The sequence below is a fragment of the Pseudomonas paraversuta genome (assembly GCF_904063065.1).
Classification (GTDB): Bacteria; Pseudomonadota; Gammaproteobacteria; order Pseudomonadales; family Pseudomonadaceae; genus Aquipseudomonas; species Aquipseudomonas paraversuta.
Genome location: NZ_CAJFCL010000004.1, coordinates 425,962 through 443,392 on the forward strand (window position 1 = coordinate 425,962; position 17,431 = coordinate 443,392).

Annotated in this window: 17 protein-coding genes; 13 read left to right on the forward strand and 4 right to left on the reverse strand. The window is 59.5% G+C overall.

The window, feature by feature from the left end:
- Positions 1 to 348 precede the first annotated feature (348 nt).
- Genes JQ845_RS10800 through JQ845_RS10810 form a run of 3 tightly spaced genes read left to right on the forward strand, consistent with a single transcriptional unit; the run spans position 349 to position 4,022 of the window.
- Complete coding sequence (locus tag JQ845_RS10800; protein WP_003438402.1) at positions 349 to 2,163, forward strand: sensor histidine kinase; 1,815 nt, start codon at positions 349 to 351, stop codon at positions 2,161 to 2,163.
- Positions 2,160 to 3,554: a sigma-54-dependent transcriptional regulator gene (locus tag JQ845_RS10805; RefSeq protein ID WP_203008980.1), complete on the forward strand. Its 1,395-nt coding sequence runs from the start codon at positions 2,160 to 2,162 to the stop codon at positions 3,552 to 3,554. Before JQ845_RS10800 ends, JQ845_RS10805 begins: the two co-directional genes overlap by 4 nt.
- Before the next feature lie 12 nt (positions 3,555 to 3,566).
- Entirely contained in the window at positions 3,567 to 4,022 is a 456-nt protein-coding gene (locus tag JQ845_RS10810) for a YiiD C-terminal domain-containing protein (RefSeq protein WP_161720024.1), read from the forward strand.
- Positions 4,023 to 4,086: 64 nt separating this feature from the next.
- Here JQ845_RS10810 and cysQ read toward each other — a convergent pair whose 3' ends face one another.
- Positions 4,087 to 4,920 carry a 3'(2'),5'-bisphosphate nucleotidase CysQ gene (cysQ, locus tag JQ845_RS10815; RefSeq protein ID WP_202211159.1) on the reverse strand — a complete coding sequence of 278 codons (834 nt, stop codon included), beginning with the start codon at positions 4,918 to 4,920 and terminating at the stop codon, positions 4,087 to 4,089.
- Positions 4,917 to 5,483: an ADP compounds hydrolase NudE gene (nudE, locus tag JQ845_RS10820; protein ID WP_003438392.1), complete on the reverse strand. Its 567-nt coding sequence runs from the start codon at positions 5,481 to 5,483 to the stop codon at positions 4,917 to 4,919. The genes cysQ and nudE overlap by 4 nt, the downstream gene beginning before the upstream one ends.
- 88 nt (positions 5,484 to 5,571) lie before the next feature.
- Between nudE and yrfG the strand changes: the two genes are divergently transcribed.
- On the forward strand, positions 5,572 to 6,234 hold the full coding sequence (yrfG, locus tag JQ845_RS10825) for a GMP/IMP nucleotidase (RefSeq protein ID WP_203008981.1): 663 nt from the start codon (positions 5,572 to 5,574) through the stop codon (positions 6,232 to 6,234).
- A gap of 78 nt (positions 6,235 to 6,312) precedes the next feature.
- Here yrfG and lysM read toward each other — a convergent pair whose 3' ends face one another.
- Positions 6,313 to 6,753 carry a peptidoglycan-binding protein LysM gene (gene lysM / locus JQ845_RS10830; RefSeq protein ID WP_003438388.1) on the reverse strand — a complete coding sequence of 147 codons (441 nt, stop codon included), beginning with the start codon at positions 6,751 to 6,753 and terminating at the stop codon, positions 6,313 to 6,315.
- A gap of 115 nt (positions 6,754 to 6,868) precedes the next feature.
- Between lysM and JQ845_RS10835 the strand changes: the two genes are divergently transcribed.
- The 5 genes from JQ845_RS10835 (at position 6,869) to JQ845_RS10855 (ending at position 12,940) form a co-directional block, all read left to right on the forward strand.
- Positions 6,869 to 7,756, forward strand: coding sequence for a LysR family transcriptional regulator (locus tag JQ845_RS10835; protein ID WP_203008982.1), 888 nt, complete (start codon positions 6,869 to 6,871; stop codon positions 7,754 to 7,756).
- 93 nt (positions 7,757 to 7,849) lie between these two features.
- Positions 7,850 to 8,683 (forward strand): formate dehydrogenase accessory sulfurtransferase FdhD, encoded by an 834-nt coding sequence (gene fdhD / locus JQ845_RS10840; protein WP_003438382.1) that lies wholly within the window; start codon positions 7,850 to 7,852, stop codon positions 8,681 to 8,683.
- Positions 8,680 to 11,028 carry an FdhF/YdeP family oxidoreductase gene (locus JQ845_RS10845; protein ID WP_010656863.1) on the forward strand — a complete coding sequence of 783 codons (2,349 nt, stop codon included), beginning with the start codon at positions 8,680 to 8,682 and terminating at the stop codon, positions 11,026 to 11,028. Before fdhD ends, JQ845_RS10845 begins: the two co-directional genes overlap by 4 nt.
- Positions 11,029 to 11,280: 252 nt before the next feature.
- Entirely contained in the window at positions 11,281 to 11,757 is a 477-nt protein-coding gene (locus JQ845_RS10850) for a glycine zipper domain-containing protein (RefSeq protein WP_003438376.1), read from the forward strand.
- 250 nt (positions 11,758 to 12,007) lie between these two features.
- Positions 12,008 to 12,940, forward strand: coding sequence for a hypothetical protein (locus JQ845_RS10855; RefSeq protein WP_010656864.1), 933 nt, complete (start codon positions 12,008 to 12,010; stop codon positions 12,938 to 12,940).
- 151 nt (positions 12,941 to 13,091) lie between these two features.
- On the opposite strand, the gene JQ845_RS10860 is transcribed toward JQ845_RS10855, so the two are convergent.
- Positions 13,092 to 13,556: an Lrp/AsnC family transcriptional regulator gene (locus JQ845_RS10860; protein ID WP_003438371.1), complete on the reverse strand. Its 465-nt coding sequence runs from the start codon at positions 13,554 to 13,556 to the stop codon at positions 13,092 to 13,094.
- Positions 13,557 to 13,683: 127 nt separating this feature from the next.
- Between JQ845_RS10860 and JQ845_RS10865 the strand changes: the two genes are divergently transcribed.
- The 4 genes from JQ845_RS10865 to JQ845_RS10880 all read left to right on the forward strand — a co-directional run bounded on the left by JQ845_RS10865 (position 13,684) and on the right by JQ845_RS10880 (position 17,417).
- On the forward strand, positions 13,684 to 14,040 hold the full coding sequence (locus JQ845_RS10865; RefSeq protein ID WP_203008983.1) for a hypothetical protein: 357 nt from the start codon (positions 13,684 to 13,686) through the stop codon (positions 14,038 to 14,040).
- Positions 14,041 to 14,151: 111 nt separating this feature from the next.
- Entirely contained in the window at positions 14,152 to 15,915 is a 1,764-nt protein-coding gene (locus tag JQ845_RS10870) for a GspE/PulE family protein (protein ID WP_203008984.1), read from the forward strand.
- A 128-nt stretch (positions 15,916 to 16,043) separates the two neighbouring features.
- Positions 16,044 to 16,964: an SPFH domain-containing protein gene (locus JQ845_RS10875; protein ID WP_003438363.1), complete on the forward strand. Its 921-nt coding sequence runs from the start codon at positions 16,044 to 16,046 to the stop codon at positions 16,962 to 16,964.
- A 3-nt stretch (positions 16,965 to 16,967) separates the two neighbouring features.
- Positions 16,968 to 17,417 (forward strand): NfeD family protein, encoded by a 450-nt coding sequence (locus tag JQ845_RS10880; RefSeq protein ID WP_010656866.1) that lies wholly within the window; start codon positions 16,968 to 16,970, stop codon positions 17,415 to 17,417.
- The last annotated feature ends 14 nt before the right edge of the window (positions 17,418 to 17,431 follow it).

Sequence of the window (17,431 nt, forward strand, 5' to 3'; positions counted from 1 at the left end):
GGCAAGCCAGCTCCTACAACAAAGGCCGGGTATAACTGCCCTGTGCCAACCCTGTGGAAGCTGGCGCTACAACAAAGGCTGGGTTTACTGTGGGAGCTGGCTTGCCAGCGATAGCCGCAACACGGTCCGCCAGTGCACCCTCGCCGTCTGCATCGCTACAACAAAGACCGGATATAACTGCCCTGCGCAAACCCTGTGGGAGCTGGCGCTACAACAAAGGCTGGGTTTACTGTGGGAGCTGGCTTGCCAGCGATAGCCGCAACGCGATCCGCCAGTGCACCCTCGCCGCCTGCATCGCTACAACAAAGGCTGGGTATACTGCGCCGTACTCTCGCGGCGCATTATTCGATGATCACGACCCCTTCAGTTCCTCGCAGACCCCGCTGGCGCAGCCTGGCCTTGCTGGCATTGTGTCTGGCGCCTTTGCTGTGGCCGCTGCAACACCTGGCCGAGCGCTATTACCGCAGTGAACTGGCCGGGCAAAATCGCCAGACCCTCGATCTCTATGTCGCCAACCTGCTGGGCACCCTGCATCGTTATGAAGTGCTGCCGCAGATCCTCGGCGAGCTGCCTGCGCTGCGTGCCGTGCTGGCAAATCCGGAGGACCCGCGGGCCCAGGCCAGGGCCAATGAGTTGCTCAATGACATCAGCACCCAGACCGGCGCGGTGGTGATGTACCTGCTGGACACCCATGGCGACACCCTGGCCACATCGAACTGGGATAAAAACGACAGTTTTATCGGCCGCAATTTCGCCTTCCGCCCCTATTTCAGCGAAGCGATGGAAGGCAAGCTGGGGCGTTTCTTCGGGCTGGGTACCACCTCCGGCAAACGCGGCTATTACTTTGCCGCACCGGTCCTGGAAGGCGATAAAAAAATCGGTGTACTGGTGGTCAAGGTCGACCTCGATCACACCGAACAGCTGTGGGGCAAGACCCCCGAACAACTGCTGATGACCGACCACAACGGTGTGGTCATTCTTACTTCCCGTCCGGAATGGCGTTTCCGCGCCACCCGCGATCTGTCACCAGAAGAGCGCGAGGCCATTTTCGCCATCCTGCCCTACCCGACCCGCGACCCGCAGCCGCTCAAACTCGACTTGAGTGCCTGGCTGGTACAGACCCAGAAAATCGACGAAACCGGCTGGAGCGTCAACATTCTTGCCCCACGCACCCTGATCGACCGGCCGGTACGCACGGCACTGGCCATCGGCGGCGCAACCTTGCTGGTGGTGATGCTGTTGATCAGTTTGATGATGCAGCGCCGGCGCCATTACCTTGAACGCATCGCCTTCGAGGGCAAGGCGCGCCGCGAGCTGGAAATGCGTGTGGCAGAACGTACCAGTGATCTCGAAGGCCTCAACCAGCGGCTGCGCAAGGAAGTGCTGGAGCGCGAACAGGCGCAACAGGAGCTGGTGCGCGCTCAGGACGATCTGGTGCAGGCGGGCAAACTGTCAGCGCTGGGTACCATGTCCGCCAGCATCAGCCACGAACTCAATCAACCGCTGGCGGCCATTCGCAGCTATGCCGAAAACGCTGAAGTGCTGCTCGATCACCAGCGCATCGAAGACGCGCGCGGCAATCTCAAATTGATCAACGAACTGACTGGCCGCATGGCGTCGATTATCGCGCACCTGCGCGCCTTCGCCCGCCGTGATCGGCATGCGCCGGAAAGCGTCGCCCTGCAACCGGCGCTGGACGATGCCCTGGCGTTACTGGCCAAGCGCCGGCGCAGCATGGAGGTGGAGCTGATTCGCGACTTGCCTGCCGCCACGCTGTGGGTCGAGGCCGGTGAAACACGTTTGCGCCAGGTGCTGGGCAACTTGCTGGCCAACGCGCTCGATGCCCTGACCGAGAAAGGTCCGCCCCGGCGTTTGTGGCTAAGTGCCCAATCCACCCCGGAAGGCGTCACCCTGTACATTCGCGACAATGGCCCGGGGTTTTGCATGGAAGCTCTGGGCCGCGCCGGTGAGCCTTTCTACACCACCAAAACCCGTACTCAGGGGCTGGGGCTGGGACTGGCCATCTGCGACACGCTGATCCGCGCGTTTGGCGGCGAGTTGTTGTTCGCCAACCACAAGGAAGGCGGTGCCTTAATTACCCTACGTCTGCGCGCAGGTGCGCCGGGCGTCAGCTTGCAAGCTTCCGAGGACTCCAGGTCATGAGCCAGCCCATCGATCCCCACGTACAGATCATCCTGATCGATGATGACCCGCATCTACGTCAGGCCCTGTATCAAACCCTGGACCTGGCGGGCCTCAAGGTCTTGCCACTGGCACAGGCCAGCGGCCTGGGTGAGCGTATCGGCCGGGACTGGCCCGGAGTGGTGGTCAGCGATATTCGCATGCCGGGCATGGACGGGCTTGAGTTGCTGGCCCAACTCCACGCCCAGGACCCGGAACTTCCAGTGCTGCTGATTACCGGCCACGGCGATGTGCCGCTGGCAGTGCAGGCGATGCGTTCAGGGGCCTATGACTTCCTGGAAAAACCCTTTGCCAGCGATGCACTGCTCGACAGCGTGCGCCGGGCACTGGCCCTGCGCGCCCTGGTGCTGGACAACCGCAGCCTGCGCCTGGCCCTGAGCGATCGCCAGCAACTGAGTACCCGACTGGTGGGCCATTCACCGGCCATGCTGCGCCTGCGCGAGCAAATCGGCGCACTGGCCGCGACCAAAGCCGATGTACTGATTCTGGGCGAAACCGGTTCTGGCAAAGAAGTGGTCGCACGGGCACTGCATGATCTGTCGAGCCGGCGCAATGGACCTTTTGTGGCAATCAACGCCGGTGCACTGGCGGAGTCGGTGGTTGAAAGCGAGCTGTTCGGCCATGAACCCGGGGCGTTTACCGGTGCGCAAAAGCGTCGTATCGGCAAGTTTGAGTTTGCCAATGGCGGCACATTGTTCCTCGATGAAATCGAAAGCATGAGCCTGGACGTGCAAGTCAAACTGCTACGCATGTTGCAGGAGCGGGTGGTTGAGCGCGTGGGGGGCAATCAGTTGATCCCGCTGGATATCCGGGTGATCGCCGCCACCAAGGAAGACCTGCGCCAGGCCGCTGACCAGGGCCGGTTCCGCGCCGACCTGTATTACCGGCTCAATGTCGCCCCCTTGCGCATCGCCCCCTTGCGCGAGCGCGGTGAGGACGCCTTGATGCTGTTCCAGCATTTCGCCGACGAATCCAGCAGTCGCCACGGCCTCACACCCAATGTGCTGCAGCCGGCGCAACGCGCACTGTTATTGCGTCACAACTGGCCGGGCAACGTGCGCGAACTGCAAAACGTGGCCGAACGCTTTGCCCTGGGTCTTGAGCTGGCGCTGGACGATGACTCTGCCGATGGCTCGCCCTCGTCCGCCGGTGAAGTTTCGGGAGGCTTGAGCGAGCAGGTCGAACACTTTGAAAGAAGCCTGATCGCCGCCGAACTCGAGCGCTCCCACAGTTCCATGCGCAGCCTGGCTGAAGCGCTGGGTGTACCGCGTAAAACCTTGCACGACAAACTGCGCAAACACGGGCTGAACTTCGAGAGTGGCAGTCACCCGCACAACGATGAACTTGATTGAAGAGGCCATGGCATGAATCGCGACAGTCGTTATCTGGAATCCGTCCTCCATCACGACATTCCGCTTACCCGTGAAATGGGCCTGAAGGTCATAGGCTGGCACCAGCACCAACTGCGCCTGCAGATGCCGCTGGCGGCCAACATTAACCACAAAAGCACTATGTTCGGCGGCAGCCTGTACTGCGGCGCGGTGCTTGCAGGCTGGGGCTGGCTGCACTTGAGCCTGCGCGAGGCGGGAATTGAAGACGGGCATATCGTGATTCAGGAAGGTCACATCAGCTACCCGCTGCCCGTGACCCGGGACGCTATCGTGCTATGCGATGCACCGGCCGATGCGGCCTGGAACAAGTTTCTGGCCATGTACCAACGCCATGGCCGCGCACGCCTGACCCTCGAGACCCGGGTCATCAATGCCGAGGGTGAAGAGGATGCGGTGAGGTTCAGCGGGCAGTATGTGTTGCACCGCTAAATCACTGATCCTGTAGGAGCGGGCTTGCTCGCAAGCTGGCAGAAGATCGCCGGCAAGCTCGCTCCTACAGCTTGTTTTGCGCCAGGGCCAGCAGCTGTTGGCGCCACGGCGCCCTGGCCGGCAATGCCAGAAAATGGTCATTGAGCAGCGACTCACGCGGCGGATAGCAGAACGGTTCGCCATCCAGTTGCAGTACCACCCCTCCTGCACCTTCGAGCACGCCTTGAGCCGCCGCCGTGTCCCACTGTGAAGTCGGCGCCAGACGCGGATAACAATCGGCGGCTCCCTCGGCCAGCAAGCAAAACTTCAACGAACTGCCTACGCTGGTCAGCTGCAACTCGCCCAGCTGCTCGCTTAAACCCGCCAACAAGCGCTCTTGCTGAGGGCTGGAATGCCGGCGACTGGCGACCACCGTTAACGGCTGGCCTGCAGGCGGAGTGTTGCGCACACTGATGGGCGAGCTCACGCCGCCATCCTCACGCCATGCACCCAGCCCTGCACCACCGTAGTAACAACGACCGCTGGTGGGCATTGAGACCACGCCGAAGACCACACGACCGTGTTCGATCAGCGCAATATTGACGGTGAATTCTTCACTGCCTGAAATAAATTCCTTGGTGCCATCCAGCGGATCAACCAGCCACCAGCGGGTCCAGCCGGCGCGCACGCTCTGTGCAATATTGGCGTCTTCTTCAGACAGTACCGGGATCTGCGGGGCCAGCGCCGTCAAGCCATCGAGCAGCACATGGTGGGCCGCCAGATCGGCAGCGGTAACCGGCGAATCATCCGCCTTGGCGGTCACGGCAACGTCGGCACGCCAGAACGGCAAGATCGCGTCCCCTGCGGCATGGGCCAGGGCGATGACGCCTGCAAGCAACGGGTGGGGAAAATCGCTCACGGCACGAATACTCCGCGCTGGGTCAACAAATCCCGCGCCAGATACAGTGCAGCCAGAGCACGGCCTTCGCTGAATTGCGGGTTTTGCACCAGACTCGACAGCTCACGCAGATTGACCCGCTCAACCCGCATCGGCTCGGGTTCATCACCTTCCAGACGCTCTTCATAGAGGTCGGTGGCCAGCACCACCTGGATCTTCTGACTCATGTAACCCGGCGACAGCGACAGCTCGGTGAGGTGTTCCAGCTGGCGGGCGCCATAACCGGCCTCCTCCTTCAGTTCACGCTCGGCGGCGGCCAGCACATCTTCGCCCGGCTCAATCAGGCCTTTGGGTAAAGACACTTCGTACTCATCGGTACCGCCGCAGTACTCTTCAACCAGAATCGCGTGTTCGGAATCGATCATGGCCACAATCATGACCGCGCCATAGCCGTTGCCACGCCCCACCAGCCGCTCGTAAGTGCGCTCGACACCATTGGAAAAGCGCAACTGCACTTCTTCGACGCGAAACAATCGGCTACTGGCAACAATTTCACGGGCAAGTACGGTGGGTTTTTGGCGCATAGCGGCTCCTCAATATGAACGGGTTACTATACCCCGGCTTTTCCGATTGTCTGTGTCGGAAGTTTTTCAACTGCGGGAGAAGTTTTGCATGACAGCGTTACCTTGGGGCGACATTGATACCGTACTGCTCGACATGGACGGCACCCTGCTCGACTTGCATTACGACAATCACTTCTGGCTGGAACACCTGCCCCAGCGCTATGCCGAGTTGCATGGCATCAGCCGGGCAATGGCCGACCTGGAGCTGACGCCGCTGTTTGAGCGCAATGCTGGCCAGTTGCAGTGGTATTGCCTGGACTTCTGGAGCACCGAGCTGAAGATCCCGGTGCGCGAACTCAAGCTCGAAACCGCCAACCTGATTGCCTTGCGGCCCGATGCCGACACCTTTCTGGCAGCGACCAGACAGGCCGGCAAGCGGGTGATCATGATCACCAACGCGCACCGCGATTCGTTGTCGTTAAAAATGGAGCGGATCGAGCTGGCGCCGTACTTCGAGCGCCTGATCAGTTCCCACGATTATGGGTTCCCCAAGGAAAGCCCGGCTTTCTGGCATGCCCTGCAAGCCGATATCGGCTTTGACCCAACCCGCAGCCTGTTTATCGATGACACCTTGCCGATCCTGCGCAGTGCCCGTGATTTTGGCGTGGCCCACTTGCTGGCGGTGAAACAGCCGGACAGCAAAAAGGCCCCGAAAGATACCGAGGAGTTTGCTGCGCTGGGGGATTACCGGGATTTGCTGCAAGGGCTTTGAGAAATTACGCCCTGTCCATGCAGGAGCGAGCTGTTAAAGGCTCGCGAGCAAGCTCGCTCCTGCAAATGAGTGACGGGGTTACTCAGGAATCCGCAGTGTCTGCCCCGGATAGATTTTGTTGACGTCTTTAAGCAGTGGCTTGTTGGCTTCAAAAATCTTGTTGTACTGGTTGGCATTGCCGTACACCCGCAGCGAAATCGCGCTGAGGGTGTCACCTTTTTCTACCACTACAAATTTGGAAGCCACAACCACCGGCCCGGTGACGGTGATCTTGTCTTCAACACTGGCCACACCGGCAATGTTGCCCGCGGCCAGAATGATTTTTTCTTTCTCTTCCTGAGTGGCCACTTCACCGCTCACCGTCACTTTGTCGCCGTCAACGGTGGCCGTAATGTTCGGGTTGCCCAGACCTACCTGTTCAACGTGTTTCTTGAGCTCTTCACTGGCATTGGCATTGCCCGGGGTCAGCAGGTCGATCAATTTCTCGCCGGCTTCTTTCACAAAGCTAAAAATACTCATGAATCACGCTCCAAGGGTTGAGATATCCAGATCCACTAGCGTAGACCATCATTGGCGAAGCAGGCTGCGAACCAGGCGCGCTAGAATCGGCCCGTGAATAGCGCGTGGAGCGACGATGGACATCAAACAGCTGAAATTCCTCATAGCCCTGGACGAAACCCGGCACTTCGGCCAGGCCGCCGCCCGCTGCCATATCACCCAGCCCACCCTGTCCATGCGCCTGCGCAGCCTTGAGCAAGAACTCGACCTGCAACTGGTCAACCGCGGCCAGCGTTTCGAGAGTTTTACCGCTCCCGGCGAGCGGGTGCTGGCCTGGGCCAGAACTGTTCTGGCCGCCTACGACGGCTTGCAGGCAGAGGCCGCTGCATGTCGCGGCAATTTGATTGGGACGTTGCGTCTGGGGGTGGTGCCGCTCTCAAGTTTTGATCCGCTGCCTTTATTACAGCGCCTGCATCAGGAGCACCCCGAACTGCGTTTTGAGCTGTCAGCCCTGAGCTCCGAGCAAATCCTTGAACAGCTGGCCAGTAACCGGCTGGACGTGGGCGTGTCCTATCTGGACCGCCTGGATCAGGAGCGCTTTGATTTTCAGGCCCTCGGGGAAACACGCATGGGGCTGCTTTACGACCAGCGGCACTTCAACTTCGGCGAGCAACCCCTGAGCTGGGAGGCACTGATTGAATTGCCCCTTGGCCTGCTGAGCAGCGGTATGCACTTTCGCCAGTCCATCGATCACAACTTCCATAGTCGTGGCCTCACGCCCCGGCCCATCCTGCAAACCGATGCCGTTCATCAACTGTTGCAGGCCGTACACGGCGGTTTTTGTTGCGCCGTAATGCCGCTGGAGGGCGGGCTTGAAGCTCTGACCGACAACCTGCGCCTGCACCCGATTCAGGACGCCAATACCTTGTCCCGCCTTGGCCTGATCATGCGCCGGGCCGCCCCCCGTTCGGCGCTGGCCGAGGCCTGCTTCGGGATGTACCAACAATCAGCCAAGTCTTCTTGATCGACGCCATCTATCAATAGATAAGGACTAGCGATTAGACGTGACACTGTGTCGCGCCTAGGCTTGTACTGACCCAAATGTCGGTACTGCCCTATGAACGCCAAGCGCCCCCAGTGCGCGGCACCCGCCTCTGTGACTCCCGCTGCCAGCCAGAACTACCACTACGTCACGCTGGACCACAGCAGCGGCGCTGAAACCGCACTGGCCGAAGAAGTTGCCCTGGCCATCGCCTATAACGGCATCAGCCAGGCCGTGATGCTGGTCACGCCCACTGACCTTGAAGACTTCATCGTCGGCTTCAGCCTGGGCAGCGGAATCATTAAAGACGCCAGCGAAATCTACGACCTCAAGCTCACCGGCGCAGGCCCGGCCCAATACGCACAGGTCGAAATCGCCAGTCGGGCGTTCTGGAATCTCAAGCAGCAGCGCCGGCAACTGGCGGGCACCAGCGGCTGCGGGCTGTGTGGGGTGGAAGCGGTGGAACAAGCCCTGCCCGAGCTCAACGTACTTGCAGGGGCGCCCTTGCCGCCCGCCCAATGGCTTGAGGGTTTGCGCCAGCGCATCAGTGAATTCCAGCCGCTGGGCCAACACTGCGGTGCGGTCCACGCAGCTGTTTATATGGACGCGCGGGGTGAGCTGCTGATGGGTCGCGAGGACATCGGCCGACACAACGCCCTCGACAAATTGATCGGCGCACTGGTACGCCAGAACATCGACTTCAGCGGCGGTGCGGCAATAGTTACCAGCCGTTGCAGCCTTGAACTGATTCAAAAAGTGTTGCGCGCCGGTATCCAGACCCTGATCAGCCTGTCCTCGCCTACCGGCCTGGCGCTGCAATGGGCCCGACGCCACAACCTCAACCTCATTCATCTGCCACAAAAAAGCGCACCACGGGTGTACAGCCCGGCGCAGGAGAGTCAAGCGTGAGCACTCATCATCAAGCCGACCAGACCCCTACCCCACGCTACAAGCCCTACAAAGGCCCGGCAGGTGGCTGGGGCGCGCTGATCAGTGTGGCGCAGGCCTGGTTGACCAGCGACAACGCGCTGAAAAACCTGCGCATGATGCTCAAGACCAACCAGAACGGCGGTTTCGACTGTCCGGGTTGTGCATGGGGCGACTCGCCGGAAAGCGGCCTGGTCAAGTTCTGCGAGAACGGCGCCAAGGCGGTGAACTGGGAAGCCACCAAGCGCCGGGTGGATGCCCCGTTCTTCGCCAAACACAGCGTAACGGCCTTGCTCGAGCAGAGCGATTACTGGCTGGAATACCAGGGTCGTCTGACCGAGCCGATGGCTTACAACGCTGAGACCGACCACTACACGCCCATCAGCTGGGACGCTGCGTTCGCATTGATCGCTAGGCACTTGCTGAATCTCTCCAGCCCCAATCAGGCCGAGTTCTACACCTCGGGCCGGGCCAGCAATGAAGCGGCGTATTTGTATCAACTGTTCGTGCGCGCGTTCGGCACCAACAACTTCCCGGACTGCTCGAACATGTGCCATGAGGCCAGCGGCGTAGCCCTGGCGCAGAGTATCGGGGTGGGCAAAGGTACAGTGACGTTCGACGACTTCGAGCACGCAGACGCTATATTCGTGCTCGGGCAGAATCCGGGCACCAACCACCCGCGCATGCTCGAGCCATTGCGTGAAGCGGTTAAACGCGGTGCCCAGGTGGTCTGCGTCAACCCGCTCAAGGAGCGCGGTCTGGAGCGTTTTCAACATCCGCAGCATCCACTGGAAATGCTCACCAACGGCGACCGGCCAACCAACACCGCCTACCTGCGCCCTGCACTGGGCGGTGATATGGCGCTGTTGCGCGGTATGGCCAAGTTTCTGCTGCAATGGGAGCGCGATGCCCAGGCGGCCGACCTGCCTGCCGTGTTTGATCACGCTTTTCTGAATGAACATACCGATGGCGTGCTCGATTACATCGCCAGCCTGGATGCCACCTCGTGGGATCACATCGTCGAGCAATCGGGCCTGACCCTGGTCGACGTCGAACGTGCTGCGCGCATGTACCTCAAGGGCAAAAACGTAATCATGTGCTGGGCAATGGGTATCACCCAGCACCGGCATTCGGTGCAGACGATCCAGGAAATCGCCAACCTGATGTTGCTGCGCGGCAATATCGGTCGCCCGGGTGCCGGGCTGTGTCCGGTACGTGGCCACAGTAACGTGCAGGGCGACCGCACCATGGGCATCAACGAGCGCCCGCCGGTGGCTTTCCTTGACTCCCTGGAGCGTCGCTTCAAGTTCAAGGTACCCCGTGACAATGGCCACAACGTGGTCGAAGCCATTCACGCCATGCTCGAAGGACGCGCCAAGGTGTTTATCGGGCTGGGCGGCAACTTTGCCCAGGCCACCCCGGACAGCCCGCGCACCGCCGAGGCGCTGCGCAATTGCGACCTGACGGTGCAGATCAGCACCAAGCTCAACCGCAGCCATCTGATGCACGGCAAGCAAGCGTTGATTTTGCCGTGCCTGGGCCGTACCGATATCGACATCCAGGCTGAAGGCCCCCAGGCGGTCACAGTGGAAGACTCATTCAGCATGGTCCACGACTCCAATGGCCAGTTGCAGCCATTGTCGAATCAGATGCGCTCGGAACCTTCGATCATTGCCGGTATAGCTGCCGCCACCCTGGGCACCCATCCGGTTGACTGGAACTGGGTGGTGGCCGACTACAGACGCATTCGGGAACTGATTGCCGACACCATCCCCGGCTTCAAAGATTTCAACACCCGGATTCAGCACCCGGGCGGCTTCTACCTTGGCAACTCTGCCGGGGCGCGGCAGTGGAATACCCCGACCCTGCGCGCCAACTTCCGGCCTAACGTGCTGCCCCAGGATCTGGTGGATGCCCGCACCCGTGCGACCGGGAAACTGCCTGACCTGATCCTGCAATCAATGCGCTCCCACGATCAGTACAACACCACCATTTATGGTCTGGATGACCGCTATCGCGGGGTTAAAGGTCAGCGTGACGTTCTGTTCGTCAACGAAGCCGATATCATCCGCCTGGGCTTCAAGCCGGGGCAGAAGGTCGACATCGTGTCGATCTGGAACGACGACCGTGAGCGCCGGGTCAAAAACTTCACGCTGCTGGCTTTCGATATACCCGCAGGTCAGGCTGCCGCCTACTACCCCGAAGTCAATCCGCTGGTGCCGCTTGAAAGCACGGGGGATGGCAGCCATACGCCGACTTCCAAGTTCGTGGCCATATGCCTTGAAGCAGCGAGCCCGTCGAAGCTGATCATGGCCAGGACGGGTTAACCCGTACTGAATCTGCAAAGCTGGATTGCTCGCCCCTGCAGAGCGGTTGAGGAATTCCAGGCACAAAAAAGGCCGTTTCCTGTGAAAACGGCCTATGCCAACTAATTAAAAGACCCCCGAAAACCCATTAAGTTCCCGATAAAAAACAACAAGTTATATAATTGTGTACAACTCGTGTTACTGGTCGGAATTCGATTGTCACCACTCCCCGGCAGCCTCAGGATCGCGTCGTCATCCCTTTGAGGCTCACTTATGAAGCTCACCTCGATTCTCTTGTTGTCCCTTGGCCTGGTCAGTGGCGTAGCCTCGGCCGGTGGCACCACCGAAGCCGGTGTAGGCGGCGCATTAGGCGGGGTACTCGGTGCCGTAGTCGGTCAACAACTCGGCGGCTCGACCGGATCAGCGATTGGTGCTGGCGTCGGCGGCGCAGCGGGTAGTGCCGTAGGCGCCGACAAACGCAGCCGTGGCGAAGCGGCCATTGGCGGCGCCCTCGGCGCAGCTGGCGGCAACGTACTGGGCCGCAGTGTCGGCGGCAGCACTGGCGGCCTGGTCGGTGCAGCGGCTGGCGGCGGCGCCGGTGGCGCGCTGGGTAACTACATGGGCAATAAAAGCGACGCCGATGATCGCCGCTACAACAGCCGCGATAACCGCCGTTACTACCGTGACGACAACCGTGGTCGCGGCCATGCCTATGGCCATCGCAAGAAAAACAAGCATCGTCATCATTGATCGACCGCTTGAGAACGGGAGCCGCAAGGCTCCCGTTTTTCGTTTCGGTTCAGCCCTCTCCCGCAAAATTGTTTCAATGCATTACGCCCGCCTGTTTACCCCCAATCATGCAACCTGCATGACCGTGCATTTCGTTAAAACTTCTAACTAATTGAAAAATATGAAACTGCTGCCAAATATTTAATTGGCATATCCCCTGCAATCTCTTGAATGAACGCTGCACTTCCTTCCATTCAGGAGCACAACAACAATGATCGGGACAACTGAGCACTATCCCGCTGCCCTGCAAGACTCTTCTGGCCACTCAGGTGTTTCCTGGGCCGCCATTTTTGCCGGCGCAGCAGCAGCTGCCGCACTCTCCTTGCTACTCATCATGCTGGGTGCCGGCCTGGGCTTCTCGGCGGTTTCACCCTGGGCGAATGAGGGAGTGGGAGCAAAAGGTCTGGGCATTACTGCCATTATCTGGCTGGCCGTGACGCAGATCATCGCCTCAGGCATGGGCGGCTATCTGGCAGGCCGGCTGCGGGTCAAATGGGCCAACATGCATGGCGATGAGGTGTACTTTCGCGATACAGCCCACGGCTTTTTGGCCTGGGCAGTAGCCACGCTGGTTACCGCCATGTTAATCGCCAGCTCGGTCAGCAGCGTGATTGGTAGCGGCGTTCAGGCCGGAGCCAGCGTTGCCTCGGGCGCCGCCACCGCCATGAGCAGTGCCGCCGGCAGCGCTGCAGGCAGCAACGCCAGCCACGGTTCGGGCAATAGCTCGGACTATTTCATCGACACGCTGTTTCGCGATGATCGTGGCACCGCCGTCAGCGAAGACGCGGCCCATGGTGTGGTGACCCGCATCTTTGTCCGCAGTCTGGGCAACGACGGCCAACTGAGTGCAGAGGACCGTACTTACCTGGCACAAATTGTCGCCCAGCGTACCAACCTCAGCCAGCCTGAAGCCGAACAACGGGTTGACCAGGTCTATGCCAAGGCCCATCAAGCAGTTGCAGACGCCAAAGTAAAAGCCAAGGAAGCAGCAGACACCGCTGCCAAAGTAGCGGCCTGGACCACCCTGTGGATGTTTATCAGCCTGTTGCTCGGTGCGTTCTTCGCCAGCCTGTGCGCCACCTTTGGCGGCCGTCGCCGCGATGCAGTGACGTATCTGACCACTACCACCACACCCCTTGTTTAACCCCGGACCTTTTGCTTACTGGAGAATAAAATGCGCTCACTTCTGCTGCTATTTCTCGGCATTCCCATCCCGATCATCATCCTGATTGCGCTATTTGTTCACTGATTCAGCGGATCAACCTGACAACGGCCTTCCTTGTGAAGGCCGTTTTTTATACCGGCAAGCAAGTGGTGGATTTGATCTCGGACAAGGCAACAATCGAGTTCACCTCTTGAATGCCGGGCACCATCGACAGCTTTTCGAAGAAAAACCGTTCATAGGCTTCAATGTCAGCGGTGACGATACGCAGTAGAAAATCCACCGCGCCCATCAGCACGTAACACTCCAGGACCTCAGGAAAGCCGCGAATGGCATCGGTAAACTCGGTGAAGTTGGAACGACCGTGGGCGTTGAGTTTGATCTCGGCAAAAATCTGCGTATTGAGGCCGATTTTCTTACGATCGAGCAGGGTCACCTGGCCGCGGATAATCCCTTCGTCTTTCATCCGCTGAATCCGCCTCCAGCAAGGCGATTGCGACAACCCTACCTGCTCCGCGATTTGCGCACTGGACAGCGAGGCGTCCTCTTGCAGCAGCGCGAGAATGCGCCGGTCATAAGCATCCAGCTCGATTCGCATAGAAATACCTCTTTATGACGTATTTAAGACTTGATCCAGTCTTAATTTCGTTTAAATCCTGCATCTTAGATAAAAAATTCCCGCCCTGGCGTGTAAATATTTCTCCAGTCTAATCAGGAGTTTTAGCATGCCGCCTCTGCAAGCCGTCAGCCACTCAGTCCGCCCCGACGTCTGGGCCAGCAACGCCGCCCCATGTCCGGTGTACTTTTATATTCAGGCCGAGGCAGAGGCCGATGTGCTGTGCCGCGTACTGAATCTGTTTGCCTTGCAGCAACTGACTCCCCGATCGGTCAACGTAGAGCGCGACAACGACAGGTTAAGCATTGAAATTCTGAGTGATGAGCAAAGCTGGCACCGGGCTCAGGTGATTGGCGAAAAACTACGCAACCTGGTCAGTGTCTTCGAAGTGCAATTGCTACCGGCCAAATCCCGGGACGCTGATTTCAAGGGTGGCGCCATGAACCACCAGCGCGTTGCCGGGTAATAGCTCGCAACCATTGGCCAGGCCTGGGTGATGGGCCAGCAACTAGGCTTTGGACTTCACGGCCCGGACAGGGATATGTCGGGCCGATGCTTTAAAGCCCAAGGAGCTTGTATGCACTTCGCCCCCGCCCATGACCACTGGCTGGATCTCAACGACCTGGTCACCGCACTCCTCGCCCAGGGCCGCCTGCACAAAGGTAGCGCAGAGCAGGCATTGAACGCTGGCCGCGAGCCTCGTCACAACGCCGTGCACCCGCTGGTGTTGCTGGCCAGCCTGCAGCTCATCGACCCCGGTCGCCCCGGCAAGGCCCTCGACCTTGAGACCCTCACCGCCTGGCTGGCGGAGCAATGCCAGCAGCCTTACATGCGCATAGATCCACTGAAAATTGATGTCGTGACGGTTACCGGACTGATGTCCCTGGCATTTGCCCAACGGCATGAAATCCTCGCGGTGGCGGCAGATCAACAGTCCATTACCATCGCCAGCGCTCAACCCGGGGTCAGCCGCTGGGAAGCGGATCTCAAGCAAGTGCTCAAACGGCCCATCAAGCGTGTGGTTGCCAACCCTCTGGATATCCAGCGCCTGAATGTGGAATTTTTTCAGCTGGCCAGATCGGTCAACGGCGCCACGCTAAATGATCATAAAACCAGCAAGCAGACCAACCTCGAACAACTACTCACCCTCGGCGGCGGCCAGACGCCCGATGCCAACGACGCGCATATTGTGAATATCGTCGACTGGCTGTTTCAGTACGCCTTCGAGCAACGCGCCAGTGACATCCACATCGAGCCGCGTAGTGAGCAGGGCGGCGTACGCTTTCGCATTGATGGCGTGCTACATAACGTTTACCAATTTCCGACACAGGTGACGACGGCCGTTGTCAGCCGCCTCAAGAGCCTGGGCCGGATGAATGTCGCCGAAAAGCGCAAACCCCAGGATGGCCGGATCAAAATCAGAACCCCGGCCGGGGCACAGGTTGAACTGCGGCTCGCCACCTTGCCCACCGCCTTTGGCGAAAAAATGGTGATGCGTATTTTTGATCCGCAGGTGCTGCTCAAGAGTTTCGACCAGCTCGGTTTTACCCCGCAAGACCTGCAACGCTGGCAGCACATGACCCGCCAGCCCCACGGCATTATTTTACTCACCGGCCCCACCGGTTCGGGTAAAACCAGCACCCTCTACGCAACCCTCAAACAGCTGGCCACAGAACAGATCAACCTGTGCACCCTTGAAGACCCCATCGAAATGATTGAGCCGGCGTTCAATCAAATGCAGGTGCAACCCGGCATCGACCTGACTTTCGCCAGTGGCGTACGCGCCCTGATGCGCCAGGATCCGGACATCATCATGCTCGGCGAGATACGCGATCTGGAAACTGCCGAAGTCGCGATTCAGGCCGCCCTGACCGGCCATCTGGTGCTGTCGACCCTGCACACCAACGATGCTCCCAGCGCCATCAGTCGCCTGCAGGAACTGGGCGTCGCGCCTTATTTGATCAAGGCCACGCTGCTGGGGGTCATGGCACAACGACTGGTGAAAACCTTGTGTCCCGAATGTAAAAACGAGGAGCCATTGACGCCGGACGACTGGCAGAGTTTCGTCAAACAATGGCCGGGACCAGCACCGGAGCGTACCTGCAGGGCGACGGGCTGTGCTGTGTGCCGGGATACGGGCTACCGTGGCCGGGCCGGTATCTACGAAATAATGCTGATGAATGACAGCCTCAGAACCTTGATCGATTCCCGGACCGACTTGAACGCCGTACATCGCGCAGCGTGCGCCGCAGGCATGCAGCCCTTGCGACTGGCGGCAGCCCATAAAGTGGCCACAGGCATGACCACGCTGGAGGAAGCTTTGCGCGTTACACCTGCGTGATGATTCGTTTTGACTAAAATCTAAACAGTTGCACCGTTTACATGCAGGAGTGAGCTCACGAGCCTTGGCCGTTGAGTGCATACAATCAGGTCGGTTCTTTCCCCTTACACCTCGAACAAGGAATTGTCATGCAAGTGGGTACAGTGGTCCTGTTATTTGTCGCCTTGGCTATCGCCGTGCTTTTCATGGGGTTCAAGGTCGTGCCCCAAGGTTATCAGTGGACAGTAGAACGCTTCGGCCGCTACACCAACACCCTGAAACCGGGCCTGAATATCATCATTCCGGTCATGGATCGCATCGGACGCAAGATCAACGTGATGGAAAGCGTGCTGGATATCCCGCCCCAGGAAGTCATTACTGCTGACAACGCCACCGTACAAATCGATGCCGTGTGTTTTTTCCAGGTGGTCAACACGGCCCAGGCGGCATATGAGGTCAATAACCTCGAGCATGCCATTCGTAACCTGCTGCAAACCAACATCCGCACGGTGCTCGGCTCCATGGAGCTGGATGCCATGCTCAGCCAGCGGGACGGCATCAATGAAAAACTGCTGCGCACTGTTGATGAAGCCACGGCGCCATGGGGGATCAAGATCACCCGTATCGAGATCAAGGACATCAGCCCGCCTGCAGACCTGATGGCCGCCATGTCCGGCCAGATGAAAGCCGAGCGCATCAAGCGTGCGCAAATCCTTGAGGCTGAAGGCCTGCGGGCCTCGGCAATTTTAACCGCCGAAGGTAAAAAGCAGGCGCAGATCCTCGAAGCTGAAGGCGGCCGCCAGGCGGCTTTTCTCGAGTCCGAAGCCCGGGAGCGCCAGGCCGAAGCCGAAGCCCGGGCGACCCAGGTAGTGTCTGAAGCCATTGCCAATGGCAACGTGCAGGCGATCAACTACTTCGTCGCGCAAAAATACATCGATGCCCTGGGCAAGCTGGCCTCTGCCAATAACAGCAAGGTCATCCTCATGCCGCTGGAGGCCAGCCAGGTCATCGGCGCGGTGGGCGGTATCGGCGAAATCGTTAAAGCCACCTTCGATAACAAAAAGGTCTGAGGCATGTGGGAGTTCCTGCAAAACCTGAACTACTGGGACTGGCTGGCACTGGGTACGGTGCTGCTGATTCTGGAAGTGTTCGGCGCCGGTGGTTATCTGCTTTGGGCAGGCATTGCCGCGATCATCGTCGGGGCCGTGACCTTCCTGATACCGGGCCTGGCCTGGACCCTGCAGTTCCCTCTGTTTGGCGTACTGGCGATTCTCACCGCGCTGTACTGGTGGAAACGCCAGCGTGGCGCTATCGCCAGTAGCGATCAACCGGACCTGAATCACCGGGGACACGAGCTGATCGGTCGCACCTTTGTCGTTCAACAGGCGATAGTCGGGGGAAGGGGTAAAATCAAGGTCGGTGACGGGGTATGGATGGTGACAGGGCCCGATGCTGACGTCGGCACCCGGGTTCGGGTAACAGCCCAGAACGGGACGGTGCTAAGCGTAGAAGTTACTGCATGAGGTTACGGAACTCC

Excerpts from the sequence above, each read along its gene's own strand:
- JQ845_RS10800 (WP_003438402.1), top strand. The coding sequence starts at position 349 with ATGATCACGACCCCTTCAGTTCCTCGCAGACCCCGCTGGCGCAGCCTG.
- JQ845_RS10805 (WP_203008980.1), top strand. The coding sequence starts at position 2,160 with ATGAGCCAGCCCATCGATCCCCACGTACAGATCATCCTGATCGATGAT.
- JQ845_RS10810 (WP_161720024.1), top strand. The coding sequence starts at position 3,567 with ATGAATCGCGACAGTCGTTATCTGGAATCCGTCCTCCATCACGACATT.
- nudE (WP_003438392.1), bottom strand. The coding sequence starts at position 5,483 with ATGCGCCAAAAACCCACCGTACTTGCCCGTGAAATTGTTGCCAGTAGC.
- yrfG (WP_203008981.1), top strand. The coding sequence starts at position 5,572 with ATGACAGCGTTACCTTGGGGCGACATTGATACCGTACTGCTCGACATG.
- lysM (WP_003438388.1), bottom strand. The coding sequence starts at position 6,753 with ATGAGTATTTTTAGCTTTGTGAAAGAAGCCGGCGAGAAATTGATCGAC.
- JQ845_RS10835 (WP_203008982.1), top strand. The coding sequence starts at position 6,869 with ATGGACATCAAACAGCTGAAATTCCTCATAGCCCTGGACGAAACCCGG.
- fdhD (WP_003438382.1), top strand. The coding sequence starts at position 7,850 with ATGAACGCCAAGCGCCCCCAGTGCGCGGCACCCGCCTCTGTGACTCCC.
- JQ845_RS10850 (WP_003438376.1), top strand. The coding sequence starts at position 11,281 with ATGAAGCTCACCTCGATTCTCTTGTTGTCCCTTGGCCTGGTCAGTGGC.
- JQ845_RS10855 (WP_010656864.1), top strand. The coding sequence starts at position 12,008 with ATGATCGGGACAACTGAGCACTATCCCGCTGCCCTGCAAGACTCTTCT.
- JQ845_RS10860 (WP_003438371.1), bottom strand. The coding sequence starts at position 13,556 with ATGCGAATCGAGCTGGATGCTTATGACCGGCGCATTCTCGCGCTGCTG.
- JQ845_RS10865 (WP_203008983.1), top strand. The coding sequence starts at position 13,684 with ATGCCGCCTCTGCAAGCCGTCAGCCACTCAGTCCGCCCCGACGTCTGG.
- JQ845_RS10870 (WP_203008984.1), top strand. The coding sequence starts at position 14,152 with ATGCACTTCGCCCCCGCCCATGACCACTGGCTGGATCTCAACGACCTG.
- JQ845_RS10875 (WP_003438363.1), top strand. The coding sequence starts at position 16,044 with ATGCAAGTGGGTACAGTGGTCCTGTTATTTGTCGCCTTGGCTATCGCC.
- JQ845_RS10880 (WP_010656866.1), top strand. The coding sequence starts at position 16,968 with ATGTGGGAGTTCCTGCAAAACCTGAACTACTGGGACTGGCTGGCACTG.